The sequence below is a fragment of the Streptomyces sp. NPDC059008 genome, assembly GCF_042749045.1.
Classification (GTDB): Bacteria; Actinomycetota; Actinomycetes; order Streptomycetales; family Streptomycetaceae; genus Streptomyces.
The window spans coordinates 187,466-200,680 of sequence record NZ_JBHYJC010000005.1; the positions used below are offsets into that span (position 1 = coordinate 187,466).

Annotated in this window: 12 protein-coding genes; 6 read left to right on the plus strand and 6 right to left on the minus strand. The window is 72.0% G+C overall.

Translation table 11 applies throughout. From position 1 onward, the window contains the following. Positions 1-72: 72 nt before the first annotated feature. The 3 genes from ACFWZH_RS09980 to ACFWZH_RS09990 form a co-directional block, all read right to left on the minus strand. Entirely contained in the window at positions 73-348 is a 276-nt protein-coding gene (locus ACFWZH_RS09980) for a DUF664 domain-containing protein (RefSeq protein ID WP_384427610.1), read from the minus strand. A 35-nt stretch (positions 349-383) separates the two neighbouring features. Then, on the minus strand, positions 384-1,562 hold the full coding sequence (locus ACFWZH_RS09985) for a hypothetical protein (RefSeq protein ID WP_384427612.1): 1,179 nt from the start codon (positions 1,560-1,562) through the stop codon (positions 384-386). Between the two features lie 135 nt (positions 1,563-1,697). After that, positions 1,698-2,627: an alpha/beta fold hydrolase gene (locus ACFWZH_RS09990; RefSeq protein ID WP_384427614.1), complete on the minus strand. Its 930-nt coding sequence runs from the start codon at positions 2,625-2,627 to the stop codon at positions 1,698-1,700. An 82-nt stretch (positions 2,628-2,709) separates the two neighbouring features. Here ACFWZH_RS09990 and ACFWZH_RS09995 point away from each other — a divergent pair, with 82 nt between their 5' ends. Then, positions 2,710-3,411, plus strand: coding sequence for a TetR/AcrR family transcriptional regulator (locus ACFWZH_RS09995; RefSeq protein WP_384427616.1), 702 nt, complete (start codon positions 2,710-2,712; stop codon positions 3,409-3,411). Between the two features lie 124 nt (positions 3,412-3,535). Then, on the plus strand, positions 3,536-4,051 hold the full coding sequence (locus ACFWZH_RS10000; protein ID WP_384427618.1) for a PadR family transcriptional regulator: 516 nt from the start codon (positions 3,536-3,538) through the stop codon (positions 4,049-4,051). Between the two features lie 106 nt (positions 4,052-4,157). Here ACFWZH_RS10000 and ACFWZH_RS10005 read toward each other — a convergent pair whose 3' ends face one another. The 3 genes from ACFWZH_RS10005 to ACFWZH_RS10015 all read right to left on the minus strand — a co-directional run bounded on the left by ACFWZH_RS10005 (position 4,158) and on the right by ACFWZH_RS10015 (position 6,892). Further along, positions 4,158-5,597: a SulP family inorganic anion transporter gene (locus ACFWZH_RS10005; protein WP_384427742.1), complete on the minus strand. Its 1,440-nt coding sequence runs from the start codon at positions 5,595-5,597 to the stop codon at positions 4,158-4,160. A gap of 62 nt (positions 5,598-5,659) precedes the next feature. Continuing rightward, complete coding sequence (locus ACFWZH_RS10010; RefSeq protein ID WP_384427620.1) at positions 5,660-6,253, minus strand: carbonic anhydrase; 594 nt, start codon at positions 6,251-6,253, stop codon at positions 5,660-5,662. A 273-nt stretch (positions 6,254-6,526) separates the two neighbouring features. Next, positions 6,527-6,892, minus strand: coding sequence for a hypothetical protein (locus ACFWZH_RS10015; protein ID WP_384427622.1), 366 nt, complete (start codon positions 6,890-6,892; stop codon positions 6,527-6,529). 584 nt (positions 6,893-7,476) lie between these two features. Between ACFWZH_RS10015 and ACFWZH_RS10020 the strand changes: the two genes are divergently transcribed. The 4 genes from ACFWZH_RS10020 (at position 7,477) to ACFWZH_RS10035 (ending at position 13,196) form a co-directional block, all read left to right on the plus strand. Then, entirely contained in the window at positions 7,477-8,985 is a 1,509-nt protein-coding gene (locus tag ACFWZH_RS10020; protein WP_384427624.1) for a PepSY-associated TM helix domain-containing protein, read from the plus strand. A 143-nt stretch (positions 8,986-9,128) separates the two neighbouring features. After that, entirely contained in the window at positions 9,129-9,860 is a 732-nt protein-coding gene (locus tag ACFWZH_RS10025) for a haloacid dehalogenase type II (protein WP_384427626.1), read from the plus strand. Positions 9,861-9,951: 91 nt separating this feature from the next. Further along, the gene (locus ACFWZH_RS10030) at positions 9,952-10,359 is read left to right on the plus strand and encodes a hypothetical protein (protein WP_384427628.1); all 408 of its coding nucleotides are present in this window, start codon (positions 9,952-9,954) and stop codon (positions 10,357-10,359) included. After that, a complete protein-coding gene (locus tag ACFWZH_RS10035; protein WP_384427630.1) occupies positions 10,356-13,196 on the plus strand; it encodes an ABC transporter substrate-binding protein in 2,841 nt (946 codons plus the stop codon). Before ACFWZH_RS10030 ends, ACFWZH_RS10035 begins: the two co-directional genes overlap by 4 nt. The last annotated feature ends 19 nt before the right edge of the window (positions 13,197-13,215 follow it).

Below are 13,215 nucleotides of genomic sequence, written 5' to 3' on the forward strand. Positions count from 1 at the left end.
CGCGTGCATTCTCAGGGCAGGAATGCGTAAACGGGGCCGTCGGGCGCGAAGTTGCGAGAACACAACTGTCCGTCACCTTCCGACAGAGCCATCCGCCTGTGCACGGAGGATGTCGGCGTGCCCGGCGTGGCGCGCGGTCTCCTCGATCATGTGGATCAGCACCCACCGCATCGATCTCCTCGCATCGGCCTTGCCCGCCGCCCGAGCGGACGGACGGCTCAGGTCGTGGCAGCGCTCGACGATCTCGTTGGACACCGGGGCCCGCGCGGCAAGGACGAGCAGCACCCCGACCAGCAGCAAGGCCCATGCCGGCGAGGCGGGAAGCAGGGCGACCAGGGTGACGTCCACGAACCGACCACGCGGTCGTTGCTCGCCCCTCCGGGCTAAGGAGTGTCCAGCGGGTCACTGTCGACGGAGGCCGTGGCGTCGGCGGTCTCCGCACGGCCCATGGCCGCCCGCAGTGTCACGGCGCCGGCGACGCCCGCCACCAGACCGCACGTCAGGGCGGCCGGGATGCCGCCGCCGATACCGGCGGACAGGTACAGCAGGCCCCAGCGCAGCCCCTCCGCCCCCTCCAGCACCATCCGCAGCAACTGGCTCGCCAGCAAGCCGAGGACGGTCGCACACACCGCGCCGGCCGCCATCGCCGGGACCGTGACCCGGGTGAGCAGGCCGGGCAACCGCCGCAGCACCCACCACACCACGACGAGCAGCAGCACGTCGGCGGCGCGATACAGCAGCCAGCTGCCGAGCGGCGCGCCCGCGGGGCCGTCCCAGGCGCCGAGCAGCAGCCACTGGCGCAGGAGGTCGCCCGGTTCGGCCAGCATCCCGATGGCCGGGGAGACCCCCTGGAGGGCGGCCGCGACCGGCTGGTACGAGAGGACCACCAGGGACAGGGCGATCACCACGGTCCCCACGGTGGCGGCGAGACGGGCGGCGCGCACCGGGACGACCGCCGCCTCCCGTGGCAGCGGATCGGCCCCCTTGGCGGTGATCCGCGCGATGAGCACCGTCACCGCCGCCGCGACCAGGGCGGTGACCACCAGGATCTGCCGCCCCGAGGAGATCGCGCTCGCCAGCTGGGGCAGAAGCCGGTAACTGCCGTGTCCTGACGAGGCGATCAACCACGGCGCGGAAACGGTGACCGCCAGCGTCCCGGCCACCACGCCCCAGGCCCACACCATGAGCAGCGAGACCGGCATCCGGCCGCGCACCGGCGGCAGCCGGCGGACCAGGAGGAGCGCCCCGGGCACGAAGAAGGCGAAGTCCGCGCCGAACCGGATCTGCAACGCGGTGGTGTACAGCGCGAGATACCGGCCGCCCTCGCCCCCGGCCGCGCCCACGATCCCGCCGGACCCCTCGGTGCCGAGCCGGGCCGCGGACGGCGGGTCGTACGACCAGGGGGTGAGCCAGCGCTCGAGTTCGGCGGTGGCCTGGATGCCGAGCGCATCGCCGGCGCCCCGCAGGTGCAGTGCCTGCGCACTCGCCCCCGCCCACCACAGAAGCGCCGTCAGGAGTACCCCTCCGGCCAGTGCCGGTATCACCGCGCGCCGATATGTCATCCGCTGCCCCCTTGTGCTCACGCACCCCGTGAATCCCCCGCTCATGCGGAGATTACGGGGTGTTGATCACATGTGGGTCACGGGTGTACACCGGCTCGCCCCGACCTTCTGACCCCCTAGGCAGCGCTGAGTACTTCAGTCGGCGGCCGGCTCGGGGCGATGGGCGTCGGCCACCGCGCGGAGCTCGGCGGCGACGACGGCCCAGGCGCATTCGGGGAGTTCATGGCCGACGCGGGGCAGGAGGACCAGGCGCGAGCCGGGGATCCGGGAGGCGATCGCCCGTGCCGCACTGGGTTTGATGAGGGGGTCGTCCGCCCCGTGGAGGACGAGCGTGGGCTGGGTGACGGCGCTGATCGGCGGGCCGTGCCATTGGGCGCCGATCTGACGGCTCTGCGCCTGCTGGTCGTACACGCCGCGGTCGGCGTTGCCCTCGGCGGCTTCCCGGGCGGCCGGCTCGTCGAAGGGCCGGTGGGGCGAGGTGAGGAGGCGGGAGACGGCGACACCGGCCTCGACGGCCCCGTCGGGCGTATCGGGAAACCGCAGGCGGGCGAAGTTCGCCAGGGTCCGCAGCCTGATGTACCGCAGGGTCCGCAGCCCCGAGGTGTCTCCGGGCACGGCCGCCATGGAGGTGAGGGTCCGGACGCGACCCGGGTGCCGTAGGGCCACGCGCTGCGCGATGGCTCCACCGAGGGAGACGCCCATCAGGTGTGCGGATGGCCACCCCAGGGCGTCCAGGACGGCAGTGGTGTCGTCCGCCATGTCCTCGGCCGTGTACGCCTCTCCGCGCTTGGCGAAGAGCGCGGCGATGGGGTTGCCGGTGGGGGCGGGCGGCAGGTGGGTCGACTCCCCGCCGTCGCGCTGGTCGTACCGGGCCACGGCGAAGCCGTGCGCGGCCAGCATCCGGCACAGCCCGTCCGGGATCCATCGCCGGTTGGCGCCCAGCCCCGCGGCGAGCAGTAGTGGCTCGCCGTCGGCGCCTTCGGTCAGCGAGTCGAAGGCCAGCCGCACCGCGCCGTTCTCCGCCCAGCGGACCGGGCTCCACAGGTGTTTCCGGGTGGGGGACACAAGGAACCTCCATAACTGCGATCGTCGTTCGCAGTTCTAGAGTACGGGATGTGGCATCGAAACGGAGGAGGCGGGTGGACGCATGCCCCAGGAACATGTGACGGTCTGGGCGCGGCCCGAACGCGGGACCCGCGGCCCCGCAGCCGTGCACAGCCGCGCGGAGCTGGCCGCCGTCGCCGTCGAACTGGCCGACCGGGGCGGCCTGTCGGCGGTGTCGATGCGTCAGGTGGCCAAGGAACTGGGCACCGGACAGGCGTCCCTCTACCGCTACATCTCGGGCCGTGAGGACCTGCTCGACCTGATGACGGACGCGGTGGCGGAGGAGATCGACCTCGACGTCCCGCTCCGCGGTGATCCCGTGGCGGACCTGGTCGCCCTGGCGGCCCGGACCAAGGCCGTCCATCTTCGGCACCCCTGGCTGTCGGACGTTCCGCCGGAACCGCTGCGGCTGGGGCCCAGGGGCCTGGACTACCTGGAACACGCCCTGCGGGCCATGGCGTCCGTCCGGCTGTCCGGCCCGGCCAAGCTGGAAGTCGTCGCCCTGATGAACGCCCTGGTCGCCCAGTTCGCCCGGGCCGAACTCCAGGGCAGCCGCGGGAACACCGATCGCCAGACGGCGCAGGCCGCCTACCTGAGCGAGGCGGCCGCCCAAGGGGACCGACCGCATGTCGCGGCCGCCATGGCCGATCACACCGCAGCGGACCCGAAGGAGGATCCACAGGCACAGTTCGAGCGGACGATGCACCGGGTGCTCACCGGGCTCGTACCGCCCGAACCCTCCTGATGGAGTGCTTCGGTCGCCGCAGGCCGCGGCCGAAGCGCTCCGCCACCACCGCCGGCAAGGCATGCGTACCGCCGCACGGGTGCGCACTCCTCCGGTCGGCCGGTCGTCGCGGTACGGTCACGCCATGCCTGACGCCCGGTTGACCACGCCCTCGTTCCTCGTACTCGGCATCATCGACAAACTGGGCGAGGCCAGTCCGTACGACGTCAAGGGCGAGGCCGCCCGCACGGTGGCGCCGTTCTGGTCGATGCCGCACGCGCAGGTCTACGCGCAGTGCGACCGCCTCGTGGCGGCGGGCCTGCTGTCGGAGGTCCGGCAGTCGGGTGGGCGCAACCGGCGGCTGTTGAAGCTGACCGCGGCGGGAAGGACGGCTCTGGAGGAGTGGCTCGCCGACCCGGCCTTCGTACCGGTCGAGGCGCGCGAACGCGGCATCCTGAAACTGTGGTTCGGGGCCCGGCCGGAGGTGCTCGCCCCGGTGCAGCTGACCGAGCATCACCACACGCTCGCGAACTACGAGGAACTCGCCGAGACCGTGGGCGACGCGCTGACACGGGGACAGCGCGAGGCGCTGGAGTTCGGGATCCGCTATGAGCGGATGATGGTCGGTTTCTGGCAGTGGGTGGAGCGACGCGGCTCATGACGCCGCCGCGGAGATCGGCCCCAGCGTGACGGGCCCGCCGCCGTGGTGTCGGCGGCGGGCCCGGGCACGTGCGCGGGGCGTCCGCGAAGGGGAACCCCGCCCGTCCTCAGGTGACGGAGGCCATCCGGACCGGTTCGACGCCCTCGGCGCTGTGGCGCTCGGCCCAGTTCTCCAAGGACATCCGGCACGCATGGTCGAGGTGGCGCAACCCGGCCAGGTGCAGCTCGATCGGCCGGTCCTGCGGCAGGGCCTCCAGGGTGTCGAGGATCTTCGGCAGCCGCAGGAACGTGGCGTTGCCGGTCAGGTGCGCCTGGATCGGACCGGCGCCCTTGTCGATCACGTCGACGCGCACATGCGAGGTCTCCCACGCCGTCTTGGCCACGGCCAGGGCCAGCCCGATGAGCACACCCTCGAACATGCTCACCGCGACGATCGCCACCGCGGTGACGGCCAGGATCAGCGCCTCGCCCCGGTGTTCACGCCACAGCGTCCCCAACTGCCGTACGGGCACGAGCTTGCAGCCGGAGTGCACCAGGACGCCCGCGAGCGCCGCGAGCGGGATGACGCCGAGCGCGGCGGGCAGCAGTGCGGCGAAGAGCAGCAGCCACAGGCCGTGCATCACCCGCGACGCCTTCGTCCGCGCGCCGGCCTGCACGTTGGCGGCACTGCGGACGATCACCGCGGTCATCGGCAGCGCGCCGAGCAGCCCGCAGACCGTGTTGCCCACGCCCTGCGCCATCAGCTCCTTGTCGTAGTCGGTGCGCGGCCCGTCGTGCAGCCGGTCCACCGCGGCCGCGCTGAACAGCGACTCCGCCGACGCGATCAGCGTGAACGCGAGCACGGTACCGACCACGCCCACGCCGGCGAGCCGGTCGAGGTCCCCCAGGCCCGGCGGCTGGACCGCCTCCAGCAGGCCCTGCACCTCGACCTTCGCCACGGGCAGGTCGAGGACGACCGAGGCGGCGGTCGCCAGCGCGACCGCGGCCAGCGGCGCGGGCACGACCTGCACGGCCTTCGGCAGCTTCTTCCACAGCACGAGGACCGCGATCGTGCCCGCACCCAGCCCGAAGGCCGTCAGCGCGGTGCCGGAACCCACGGTGGCGACGAGCATTCCGGGCAGCCCGGCGATCTTGTCGATACCGCTGGAGGGGGCCTTGGTGTCGGCCATGGCGTACAGCTGACCGGCGATCAGGACCAGCCCGATCCCGGCGAGCATGCCCTCGACGACGGCCACGGAGATGGCCCGGAACCAGCGCCCGAGCCGCAGCGCGCCCATGAGCAGCTGGAGCAGGCCCGCGGCGAGCACCAGCACGCCGAGCGCCGCGACTCCGTACTCCTGCACGGCTTCGTAGACCAGGACCGTCAGTCCGGCTGCCGGGCCGGAGACCTGCAGGCTGCTGCCCGGCAGCAGGCCGGTGAGCAGTCCGCCGACGATGCCGGTGACCAGGCCGAGTTCGGCCGGCACGCCGGAGGCGACGGCCACGCCCACGCACAGCGGCAGAGCGACGAGGAAGACGACGAGGGAGGCGGCGAAGTCGCGCCGCAGATCGAAGGAACCGGACTTCCCACGGAGGCCGAACGGGGCCGTCCGCTGCCGGTCGGGCGCGCTCACAGCGCGCGGAAGGCGTCGGCGTGCGGCTGGTGGGCCAGCACGGAACCGGTGTGGATCTCGTAGAACCAGCCCTGCAGGCCCAGCCGTCCGTCGGCCAGCCGCGCGGCCACGCACGGGTAGTCGCGCAGGCGGTCGAGCTGGTCCAGGACGTGGGACTGCACCGCCTCCGCGATGTCGGGGGTGGTCACGTCCGTACCGTCCGGCAGCGGTGTCGCGTGGCCGAGCCAGTCGCGGACCGCGGGCACCGCCGTCAGGTCCTCGCCGCGCAGCATCGCGCCCACCGCACCGCAGTGCGAGTGGCCGCACACGATGATGTCGGCGACGCCGAGAACCTCCACCGCGTACTCGATGGTGGCCGCCTCGCCGGCGGGGTGCGACCCGCCGTGCCGGGGCACGATGTTGCCCGCCGTGCGCAGCTCGAAGAGCTCTCCGGGGCGCGCTCCGGTGATCAGGGACGGAATGACCCGGGAGTCCGAGCAGGTGATGAACAGGGCGTGCGGCGACTGCCCTTCGGCGAGGCGGCTCCACTCCTCGGGCCGCTGTGCGGCCAGTTGGGGGAAGGAGCGGGCATGGTCGATGAGGTGCTTCATGTAAGAGGTGCCTCCTGAGCGCCCTTGGGCGCGTCGGTGTGACGGGAGACCGCGTCGGTGTGACGCGGATCGTGAAAGAGGTGAAGGTGTACGGAGCGAGCGCGCCCGGCGGGAGGTGCCGGCACGCGCCGGGAAACGGGGAGAACCCAGGAGTCGCCGCCCGGCGGGTGTCCGCCCGGACGTGAATCTGAACCCGCGTCCGAACCGCGTACGGAAAGCGTGTACGGGACCGGCGCGACGCGCTCGCGGACCGTGGCTCGCGCTACGTCCCGATCAGCAGCGGAAGACCTGGAGCGCGGCGGGAGATCTGTCACCCGATGCTTCGGCGTCGTCGTGGCGCACGGCACCGGAGACATCCGGAGCGGCGACGGCGGGGACGGCGACGGGTGACGGCACGTCGGAGCCCGCCGAAGGCGTGGGCACGCCCTCGGGGTCCTGACGGTTACGCGTGGTCCAGTGGTGCCCGGACGCCTCTTCCGGCACTGGAGGGTGATCGCAGGACACGGCGTGTCCACCGGTGCCGGCGGGTTCGGCCGCGTGGGCCTCCGTTCCGCGGGCCCCATGAGCGAACAGCTGGAGGACCAGCAGGGCAGCGGCCAGCATTCCCAGGAGAGCCTGGACCGTTCTGGCTCGTGTCACTACTCGGCTCCTCACAGAGAGTCGGGCTGTACAACGGGTCGGAAGGTGTGCGTGCTGACGGCCTTATTCGGCCAGTGTCCGTTCATAAGTTTAAGGGGACCGGTGTAGGCGTCGGGTTAACTCGCTGTGAACTCAAGCCCGTACGGGGCGTCGGCGCACCCGACCACTTCGCCTCTCCCCCCTACTCCCCGGCCCGCGAGATCAGGGCCACGAACGCATGGGCCGTCTTTCGCACATGCAACATCGCCAGTGGCACGGCTCCCCCTCCTTGCATCAATCCGGGCGCCCACCCTAACCGACTCAGTAATGGATGTCATTTCCATTAGGTGCGGGCCTCGATACGCCCCCGACGACCTGCCAGTTCGCCGCCGCCGTCGGGGGCTACGACTGCGCCTACCTCCACACCAGCGTCAACACCCCGGCACCCGGGCCTTCGAGCGCCGCACCACCCGACCACTCGACGTGTGATGCAGATCACACCCCACTGCCGGAACTCGACCCTCCCCGCGTCCGACTCCCTGTGCGGCACGGCAGCGGGCTGAGCCACCGCATCTTCGCGACCACCGCCGCACCGGGAGGCCCACGTGACCACCGAGCACCCTCTCGCGTCGAGCACCGCCGGCGAGACCCCGGCCCCGGACCCCGCCGACCCCGGTGAGCAACCGGCGACGGCGCGGCGGGCCGGGTGGGCCGCCCTTCGTCCACTGGTGCTGCGCCTGCACTTCTACGCCGGCGTCCTCATCGCGCCCTTCCTCCTCGTCTCCGCGGTCACCGGGCTGCTCTACGCCGGTTCGTTCCAGGCGGAGAAGCTGGTCTACGCACACGAGTTGACGGTCCCGGTCGGCACGCGCGAGCTACCGCTGTCGCGCCAGGTCGCCGAGGCCCGCGAGGCGCATCCGCAGGGCAGGATCGCCGCCGTACGCCCGGCACCGCAGCCGGGGGCCACCACCCGCGTCCTGCTATCCGACGTGCCGGGCGTACCCGACGACCACCAGCTGTCCGTCTTCGTCGACCCGTACACGGGCGAGGTCCGGGGAGCGTTGGAGACGTACGGCGCCACGGGCGCGCTGCCGCTGCGTACCTGGCTCGACGACCTCCACCGCGATCTGCACCTGGGGGAGAACGGCCGGCTCTACAGCGAACTGTCCGCCAGCTGGCTGTGGGTGGTCGCCGGGGGCGGGCTCGCGCTGTGGATCGGCCGCAAGCGGACGAACCGCCGACTGCGGGCCCTCGCCCTGCCGGACCGCGCCGCCACCGGGCGCCGCAGGTCGATGTCCTGGCACGGCGCGGTCGGGACATGGGTGGCGGCCGGCCTGTTCTTCCTCTCCGCGACCGGCCTGACCTGGTCCACGTACGCCGGGGCGAACATCGACGAGTTCCGCCGGTCCCTGGGACAGGCGACCCCGACCGTCTCGACGGAGGTGGCCGGGGAGCACGCCCACCACGGCGCCTCCGGCGGGATGGCGGGGATGCCCGGCATGCCGGGGACGGACGGGAAGCAGCGCGGCAAGCCGGACGGGGCCACGGCTGCCCACGTGGGCGTCGACGAGGTGCTGAAGGCGGCCCGCGCCAAGGGGCTGTCCGACCCGGTCGAGATCGTCCCGCCGGCGGACCAGGGCAGCGCCTACGTCGTCAAGCAGGTCCAGCGCAGCTGGCCCGAGAAGCAGGACGCGGTCGCCGTGGACCCGGCCACGGGGCAGGTCACCGACGTCTCGCGGTTCGCCGACTACCCCGTTCTGGCCAAGCTCACCCGCTACGGCATCGACCTGCACACCGGCACCCTGTTCGGGCTCCCCAACCAGGCCGCTCTCGCGGCGCTGGCGCTCGCCCTGATCTTCCTGATCCTCTGGGGCTACCGGATGTGGTGGCAGCGCCGCCCCACCCGCGACCGCGCCCTGGCCTTCGGACGCCCGGTCCCGCGCGGCGCGTGGCGTCAGATCCCGCTGCCCCTGCTGCTGCCGCTCGTGCTGGTCGCGGGGGCGGTGGGTTGGGCGGTGCCACTGCTCGGCGTCTCGCTCGTCGTGTTCCTGGCCGTGGACATCACCCTCGGCCAGGTCGCGCGCCGCCGCCGCGTACCGTCCTCCGCCAAGTAGCGTTCCAGCAGGGGCAGTTCCCCAAGGTTGCGGACGCCGGACGAGCCTTTCGCGCCACCGCGGGCGCCCCTCCCCCGTACGTTGCGGCATGATCGGCAAGGCACCGGGAGACGGTGCGCCGACAAGCCGAGGGGGAGGGTCTCATGGACGTCGATGCCGCCGTGTTCGATGTTTTCGGGACGATGACCGACTGGCGTTCCAGCGTGACCGACGCGCTGGCCGAGAGCGGCAGCCGGGCCGGTCTGCAGGCGGACTGGCCCGCCGTCACCGACGCCTGGCGGCGCCGCTACCGCCCGGTCCTGCACAGGTTCCTGAACGGAGAGCTGCCCTGGCGACCGCTGGACGAGCTGCACCGGCTCATGCTCGACGAGGTGGTGGCCGAACACGGGCTCACCGCCCTCGGCGACGCCGAGCGGCACCGGCTCGTACGGGCCTGGCACCGGCTGAGTCCCTGGCCGGACGCCGCACCCGGCCTGGAGCTGCTCCACGAGACCCCCGTGCTCACCGCGACCCTGTCCAACGGAGGCGTCGGCCTGTTGGCCCGCCTCACCAAACGGGCCGGGCTCCGCTTCGACTGCATCCTGTCGGCCGAGCTGGCCACGTCCTACAAGCCCGACCCGCGGGTGTACCTCATGGCCGCCGAGCTGCTCCAAGTGGAGCCGGGACGGCTCTTGATGGTGGCCTGCCATCCCGACGACCTCGAAGCGGCGGCCGAGGCCGGGCTCCGCACCGCCTACATCCCGCGCCCGCTGGAGTGGGGGCCGGACGCCGAGCCGACCGATCCGCCCGCCGGAGTCGACCTCGTCGCCGACGACGTGATCGACCTCGCCCGCACGCTGGCGGGGACCGGCACGGTCACCACACCAGTCTCATGACATGCGCTCCGTACTCCGGGGCAAGTGACTAGCATTGGCACTCCTGTTGGGGGTCCCATGCGGGCTGTATGCCCTAGGGAGGAACACAAGGGTGCGGGTCGACATCATCGTGGACGGGGACGACGAGGAGGCAGACTCCTCGGCGGCGTCCCTGACGTCCTTGTACCGCTGGCTGGCCCAGGATCCGGACGTGGCGGACCAGGCCGAGATCTCCCTGGCCCCGGGGCGGCCCGGGGCCGGTGAGATGGGCGGCGCGTTCGAGGTGATCAACGCGGTGCTCACCCACGGCATCGCCCTCGGCAGCCTGGCGGTGGCCTGCGCCACGTGGCGGTCCAGCCGTCCCACGGCACCCGCCGTACGCATCGAACGCGACGGGGTCACCGTCACCGTCGAGGACGGCTCCCCGGAGGCCGTACACCGCATCGTCGACGCCCTGGGAGAACCCCTGGCAGAACCGCGGACACCGGTGAGCGAGGCCGGGACGGACGCCCGGCAGTGACGACGGCGTTACCCGACCCCGCCGCCTCGCGGGCACTGCTCATCGGCGTCCATGCGTACGCGAGTCTGCCGGCCCTGCCCGCCGTCGAACGCAATCTGGCCGGGCTCAAGCGGGCGTTCACGGATGAGGCGCTGTGGGGGCTGCCGGACACGCACTGCCGCGTGCTGCCCCAGCCGGAGAGCGCCGAGGCGGTGCTCGACACGCTCCACAGCGTCGCCTTGGAGGCCACCGACACCCTGGTCGTCTACTACGCGGGCCACGGCCTCACCGACCCCTACAGCGACGAGCTGTTTCTGGCGCTGCCCGCTTCGGACCAGAAGCGCATGTACCGTGCGCTGCCGTACGAGTGGGTGCGCCGGGCGATTCTCGATCCGCGGGTCAGGGCCCGGCGCAAGGTGGTGATCCTGGACTGCTGCTACAGCGGTCGGGCGCTGCTGGGCGGGATGAGCGGCACCGATCAGGTCGCCGACCGCGCGCTGATCGAGGGCACCTGTCTGATGGCGGCCGCCGCCGAGACCCGGACGGCGCTGTCCCCTCCTGGAGAGGAGTTCACCGCCTTCACCGGCGAGTTGATCACCGCTCTGGCCGAGGGCATCCCCGACGGCCCGCCCCTGCTGGACATGCACACCCTGTTCCGGCATCTGCACACCAACCTGGCGGCCAAGGCCCGGCCCCTGCCGCAGCAGCGCAACCGCAACACGGGCGGGTCGATCGCGCTGGCCCGCAATCGGGTCCATCTCCGCGAGGAGCCGGTCCTGGAGACGGACTCGGCACCGTCACCGTCCCCTTCTCCCCCACCGGTTCCGGGCCCCTCTCCGGGTACGACTCCGGCACAGACTCCGGCTCCGACTCCGGCTCCGGCTCCGGTTCCGACCTCGACCCCGGCACCGGCACCGGCACCGGCACCGGCACCGGCACCGGCCGAGCCTCCCACCACGAAGTCGGACGCGCCCGCCGGGGCACGGCCCGACCGCCGCGCGCCGGTCGTCGACCGTCCCGCGCCACCCGACAGGAGCGGTACGCGGCGGGTTCCCGCCGCCACCCCCTCGTCCGCCCCTCCCAAGGAATCCGGCCGACCGCAGCTCAGGATCGGGCTGGCGGCGGCGCTGGCGGTGCTGCTGGCCGCGGGTATCCCGGCCGTACTCAACTGGCTGCCGGACGGGTCCGGCGAGAGCGGCGGCTCCGGTGCCAAGTACAACGCCGCGACCAAGGGAGTCGTCAACGCGTCGAGGGCCACCGGGGGAACGCTCAAGTTCGCCGGGCCGGAACCCGACTCCTGGGACCCACAGCGCAGTTACTACGGCGCCGTCTGGAACTTCGCCCGCTACTACACCCGCCAGCTGGTGACCTACGCGCCCAAGCCGGGCTCCCAGGGCACCGAACTCACACCGGATCTGGCCACCGACCGGGCCAAGGTCTCCCACGGCGGCAAGACCTACACCTACACCCTGCGCAAGGGGCTCACCTGGCAGGACGGCTCCGCGCTCACGTCCAAGGACATCAAGTACGGCATCGAACGGCTCTGGGCCCAGGACGTCGTCTCCGGGGGCCCGAACTACCTCCAGCAGGCGCTCGATCCCGGCCGCACCTACAAGGGTCCGTACAAGGACACGTCGCGCGACAAACTGGGCCTCGACGCGATCCAGACGCCCGATAGCCGCACCATCGTCTTCCGATTGCCGAAGCCGAACGGCGAGTTCGAGCATCTGCTGGCCATGGTCGCCGCCTCACCGGTGAAACCGGGCAAGGACACCGCGGCCAAATACGGCAACGCCCCGTTCTCCAGTGGGCCGTACATCTTCCGTTCCTACGCACCGAACAAGTCGCTGGAGCTGGTCCGCAACCCGCACTGGCACCAGTCCTCCGACCCCATCCGCTCGGCGCTGCCGGACAAGATCACCGTGGACTTCCTCACGTCTGCGGCAGCCCTGGACGCCGATCTGCTGGCCGGTGGGCACGATCTGGCTTTCGGCGGCGCGGGGCTCGGCCCGCGCGCCCGGGCCCAGGCGCTGCAGGACGCCACCCGCAAGAACAATCTCGACACCCCCCTCACCGGCTTGGTCCGCTACGCGGCCTTTCCGCGCTCGGTCGCACCGATGGACAACGAGCACTGCCGCAAGGCCGTCGTCTACGCGGCGGACCGCAGGGCGCTGCACACCGCGTTCGGGGGTGCCACGGGCAGCGAAATCGCGCCGGCCATGCTGCCGCCGCAACTCGCCGGCTCGGACCTCTCGTACGACCCGTACGGCGTGCGCAAGAACGACGGCAGGCCGGATGTGGACAAGGCCGAGGAGGAACTGAAGGCCTGCGGCCGTCCGAAGGGGTTCACCACGCACATGCTGGTGCGCAGTGACATGCCGGAGGAACTGGCCGCCGCCAAGGCTCTCCAGGAGGCACTGCAGAAGGTGGGTATCAAGACCCGGATCGATCAGCTCGACGGAGTAGAGAAGATCGAGCGGGCCGGTTCGCCGGCGGCCGTGCGGAAGAACGGCTACGGCATCGTCCTGGGGAACTGGGGCGCCGACTTCCCGACCGGGCAGGCGTTCTGGCAGCCGCTGGTCGACAGCAGATTCATCACGTCGAGCGGCAACTACAACGTCTCCGGGGTCGACGACCCGCGCATCGACAAGGCCCTCGACTCGGCGGCCGCCGCCCGGCCGGAATCGGCCGCACCGTTGTACGCACAGATCAGCCGCATGGTCGGCGAGGGCGCCTACTACCTGCCGTTCGTCTACGAAAGGAACGTCACCTGGCGGAGCCCCCGGCTGACCAACGTCTACACGTCCGACGCCTACGGCGGGTACGACTTCGCCCGACTCGGCGTCAAGGAGTCGTAGTCTTACGGCCCTTGGGAAC

Bases quoted from the DNA above. Each gene is read 5' to 3' on its own strand.
- ACFWZH_RS10025 (WP_384427626.1), top strand. From the start codon at position 9,129: ATGGACGTCGATGCCGCCGTGTTCGATGTTTTCGGGACGATGACCGAC.
- ACFWZH_RS10010 (WP_384427620.1), bottom strand. From the start codon at position 6,253: ATGAAGCACCTCATCGACCATGCCCGCTCCTTCCCCCAACTGGCCGCA.
- ACFWZH_RS09995 (WP_384427616.1), top strand. From the start codon at position 2,710: ATGCCCCAGGAACATGTGACGGTCTGGGCGCGGCCCGAACGCGGGACC.
- ACFWZH_RS09985 (WP_384427612.1), bottom strand. From the start codon at position 1,562: ATGACATATCGGCGCGCGGTGATACCGGCACTGGCCGGAGGGGTACTC.
- ACFWZH_RS10000 (WP_384427618.1), top strand. From the start codon at position 3,536: ATGCCTGACGCCCGGTTGACCACGCCCTCGTTCCTCGTACTCGGCATC.